The sequence below is a fragment of the Mycobacterium sp. TH-M82 genome, assembly GCF_057473605.1.
In genome coordinates, this window is sequence record NZ_JBYCKY010000291.1 from 1 (window position 1) to 1,747 (window position 1,747).

Annotated in this window: 3 protein-coding genes; 2 read left to right on the forward strand and 1 reads right to left on the reverse strand. The window is 69.9% G+C overall.

Features of this window, described 5'->3' with window-relative positions; translation table 11 throughout:
• Window positions 1–152, reverse strand: a 152-nt coding sequence (locus tag AC2VON_RS09250) for a cell division protein CrgA (protein WP_486952684.1), incomplete at its 3' end; no start/stop codon positions are given.
• Window positions 153–289: 137 nt separating this feature from the next.
• Here AC2VON_RS09250 and AC2VON_RS09255 point away from each other — a divergent pair.
• Complete coding sequence (locus tag AC2VON_RS09255) at window positions 290–1,054, forward strand: DUF881 domain-containing protein (protein ID WP_486952682.1); 765 nt, start codon at window positions 290–292, stop codon at window positions 1,052–1,054.
• 9 nt (window positions 1,055–1,063) lie between these two features.
• Entirely contained in the window at window positions 1,064–1,747 is a 684-nt protein-coding gene (locus AC2VON_RS09260) for an aminodeoxychorismate/anthranilate synthase component II (protein ID WP_486952683.1), read from the forward strand.

Genomic DNA, 1,747 nt, shown 5'->3' on the forward strand with positions numbered 1-1,747 from the left:
AACACCATCAGCCAGACGAGCCCGATCAGCATCAGCCCGACGAACAGCGCGACGAACCACACACTCGACGGCCCGACTTTCACCTTCACCGGGGTGCGGCTGACGGCGCCGACGGTGAAGTCGTTCTTCTTGCGGACCTTCGACTTGGGCATGGGTACCTCGCGGATATGTGGGGTTACCTGGACGACACGGTGAGGGCAACGGGGTGCAACGATAACCAGGAGGTTGCACACCCAGCTTGGATATGAGACTAACTCACCTGGCAGGCCGACCGGGAAATGGAGAAACGATGAGCGACACGCGCCGCTCGCCGTGGCGGTTCGGCGTTCCGCTGGTCTGCCTGTCGGCCGGTGTGCTGCTGGCGGCCACGCACGGGGTCTCAGGCGGCGCCGAGATCCGCCGCAGCGACGCGCCGCGCCTGGTCGACCTCGTCCGCGAAGCCCAGGCGTCGGTGAACGACCTGACCGCGCGGCGGGATGCGCTGTCGAACGCCGTCGACGCAGCCCGCGGCCGGTCACCGGATGCCGCGCTGGCCGACCTGCTGCGGCAGTCCGCGCGACTGGCCGGCGAGGCGGGCATGGATCCGGTGCACGGCCCGGGGCTGGTGGTGACCCTCGACGACGCCCAGCGCGACGCCAACGGCCGCTTCCCACGCGACGCCTCCCCCGACGACCTGGTGGTGCACCAGCAGGACATCGAAGCCGTCCTCAACGCGTTGTGGAGCGCAGGCGCCGAGGCGGTCCAGATGCAGGACCAGCGAATCATCGCGACGTCGGTGCCGCGTTGCGTCGGCAACACCCTGCTGCTCAACGGGCGCACCTACAGCCCGCCCTACACCGTCACCGCGATCGGCGATCCCACCGCCATGCAAGCCGCCCTTGCCGCCGCTCCCCTGGTGACCCTCTACAAGCAATATGTGGTCCGGTTCGGCCTGGGTTACCACGAACAGGTCGAGTCCGACGTGCGGATCGTCGGCCACACCGGGCCGCTGCGGATGCACTACGCGCAGCCCCTGCCGCCGGCGACCAGCGCCCCCGGTGGGCGCGGGCGGTAGCCTGTCACGATGCGGATCCTGGTTGTCGACAACTACGACAGCTTCGTGTTCAACCTCGTGCAGTACCTGGGCCAGCTCGGCGTCCAGGCCGAGGTGTGGCGCAACGACGACGCCCGGCTCGCCGACGAGCCGGCCGTCACCGCGCAGTTCGCCGGTGTGCTGCTGAGCCCCGGACCGGGCACGCCGGAACGCGCGGGCGCGTCGATAAGCCTCGTCCGGGCGTGCGCGGCGGCGCGGACGCCGCTGCTGGGGGTCTGCCTGGGCCACCAGGCCATCGGCGTCGCGTTCGGTGCCCGGGTGGACCGTGCGCCCGAGTTGCTGCACGGCAAAACCAGCAGCGTCTTCCACACCAATGTGGGCGTGCTGCAAGGCCTCCCGGATCCGTTCACCGCCACCCGCTACCACTCGCTGACGATCCTGCCGGAGTCGCTGCCGCCGGTGCTGGAGGTGACGGCCCGCACCCGCAGCGGTGTGATCATGGCGGTGCGCCACACCGAGTTGCCGATTCACGGCGTCCAGTTCCACCCGGAGTCGATCCTGACCGAGGGCGGGCACCGGATGCTGGGAAACTGGCTCGCCGACTGCGGATGGGCGCGCGACGACACGCTGGTCCGTCGGCTGGAAAACGAGGTCCGCACCGCGGTGCGACCGCACCTCCCGGACCCGGTGGCTACTGGCCGAACTTCAGCGTGA